This is a genomic window from Stieleria sp. (assembly GCF_041595215.1).
In the GTDB taxonomy this organism is placed as follows: domain Bacteria; phylum Planctomycetota; class Planctomycetia; order Pirellulales; family Pirellulaceae; genus Stieleria; species Stieleria magnilauensis.
Genome location: NZ_JBFHKV010001229.1, coordinates 1 through 2,312, shown reverse-complemented (window position 1 = coordinate 2,312; position 2,312 = coordinate 1). Strand labels below are relative to the sequence as shown.

Below are 2,312 nucleotides of genomic sequence, written 5' to 3'. Positions count from 1 at the left end.
GCTGCGGTAAACCGGATCTCGCGTTCATAACGTCGGTTGTTGCGGATGTAGACCAGTTGCAGGGGTGAGCCCAACGGATGATTGCGGAGGGCCATTTGAGCGTCAGCCGGCGTTTCGATGTCCGCTTCATCGATTTTCACGATCTTGTCACCCTTGATCAATCCGGCGCGATCTCCGGCAAGCCCATCGGTCACGCGAACCACCTCGACACCCAGCGGCGAATCTTCCAGCACCACGCCCAACATCGGTTTTCCATCAATCGCCACCGCGTCGACCGGATCCGCAATGGAATCGGTTTGGAATTGGTCCAGTTCAATGATCAACGCATCGATCGATCGCGGTGCACGGTCAATCGTACGGACGGTCTCCTGGGCGAGGAGAGCGTCGCTACCGACGAGAGCGAAAATCACGGCAAAGACGAGCGTCAAATTAGCCCACCAAGACTTTTTCGGTGCAGCTGTCGGCGAATTCGCAACGGGATCGGGTGTGGTTGGCAGGGTTAACATTGGTCGATTCTCGATCAGGTGGTTCGTTGAGAGTGATTGGCTTTCGATCGAATCGAGACGCGGTGGATGGATTTGTGCCACGACGCGTGGATTCGGTGTTCCAATCCGCCTGGACGCAACTCGCATGCCGATCAAGAAAGTCCGCCTGGGCCAACGGCCATGCACAACATTCTTGCGGAGCATCGTGCGGTCGATCATGCTGTATGATGAGCGTCTGCGAAAGTGAATTGGGATGGCTCCCGCTACCTTCAAACCGTTTCACGCCGGCGGTCATGAAACAAATCGTTCTCTGCCCGAAATGCAATGCCCGTGTTGCGGTCAGTGAGAGTCAGGCCGGTCGACGCGTGCGGTGCCCGGGTTGCTCGCAGCCGTTTTTGACCGCTCCGGTGGCCGATCCAGTCACTCAAAGTGTCGCCGCGACGGATCAAGATGAAGATTGGCTGGGCCTGAAGGATCTGCCGTCCGATTCGAGCTTCGCGCCGCAGGCTCCGCAAGATACGCCGCAAACGCCCCAGGACAGCGAGCAATTCCGCCTCCGCTGCCCGAAATGCGAGAGCATCAAATACGTCAGCGTCAGTCAGGTCGGCAGCACGGTGCGGTGCAACGATTGCCACAGCCGGGTCAAAGTACCGCGACCTCCCAAAAAGTTGGTGTCGTCACCATCGCCGACAGCACCTTCGCCCCTCGCATCCGATCCATTCCCCGACTCCTTCCCGGGCAGCGAAGCCCATCCCTTTGAACGGCGGACGGAGAATGCCGGACTGGTCATCGAATCGGTGATGAAGTCGGCGGAAGTGGACGTCGAAGCGGAGGACCAGAAGCTCAGCCGCGAAGAAAACGCGATGAGCAGCTGGACGAAATCGATCCTCGGCGTCTTCATCGATCCGGGAGTCGTGATTCATCTCGTCGCGGTCGCCCTGTTGTTGGCCCTGCCGGTCGCGGGAACGGTCGCGCGGCCGCGGCTCGGATTTGCCACCTTTCCCTTCATGGCGATCGCCTTTTCGTTGGCGATGACCTGTGGGCTGGCGATCGTGCATGCGGTGGCCAACGGCAGCCGGACCGTGGAAGATTGGCCGACGATCGATCTGTACGCCTGGTTGGAATCCTGCCTGATCGTCGGCGCCGCGCTGGTCTGCTCGGTGACTCCCGCGCTGTTTCTGGCGACGCTGTTTTCCTCCCGCGCATTGGTCACGGTCGGGTTGATGCTGTTCGGGGCGCACCTCGTGTTTCCCTATGTCGTGCTCTCGATCCTGGACAACCAGACGGTCATGGCACCGATCTCGCTGGATGTGTTCCGTGGCTTCAAACGGTCTCGCACGGAATGCCGGGTGTTTTATGTTGCCGCCGGCGCGACGCTCGCCGCGCCACTGGTGTATTTCTGGTTTGCACCACCGGAGCCGTTGTATGCGGGGATCGGCGCGACACTGTGCGTCGTGATCGCGTTCCTGTACGCCGCGATGCTGGGTCGTTTCGCCTACTCACTGGGAATCAACGACGAAGAGGAGGATGCACTTCAGCGGGAAGCGTGACGGCCTGTTGATTTAATCAGCCGTTTGGCGCGAGCCTACGGGCGCCGGTGAGTAATCGACATAATGAATGCCCGTACGCTTGCGCGAAACGGCTAATCCCACGTGCGATCGGATTAAATCAACAGGCCGGTGAGCGAGCGGCGCGTGGGGGGAGTTCGCGGACGCCACCCACGTCGCGGTTTCACGCCAGCGGCGTGCCACATCAAAGCTTGGGGTCGCGTTAGCGCACCCCAAGATCCGGTCACCGTCAGGACGCCAACTCCAACGGGCAACGCTG

2 protein-coding genes and 1 pseudogene are annotated in these 2,312 nt (G+C 60.2%); 2 read left to right on the top strand and 1 reads right to left on the bottom strand.

The genetic code is table 11. The features are described 5' to 3' along the window. A partial coding sequence (locus ABX749_RS29945) for a PDZ domain-containing protein (RefSeq protein WP_372899262.1) occupies nucleotides 1-506 on the bottom strand: 506 nt, incomplete at its 3' end. Nucleotides 507-709: 203 nt separating this feature from the next. Between ABX749_RS29945 and ABX749_RS29940 the strand changes: the two are divergent. Both ABX749_RS29940 and ABX749_RS29935 read left to right on the top strand, forming a co-directional pair. Continuing rightward, nucleotides 710-868, top strand: a pseudogene (locus ABX749_RS29940) (hypothetical protein); the annotation flags it as partial. Between the two features lie 24 nt (nucleotides 869-892). Further along, nucleotides 893-2,035, top strand: coding sequence for a hypothetical protein (locus tag ABX749_RS29935; RefSeq protein WP_372899263.1), 1,143 nt, complete (start codon nucleotides 893-895; stop codon nucleotides 2,033-2,035). Nucleotides 2,036-2,312 lie beyond the last annotated feature (277 nt).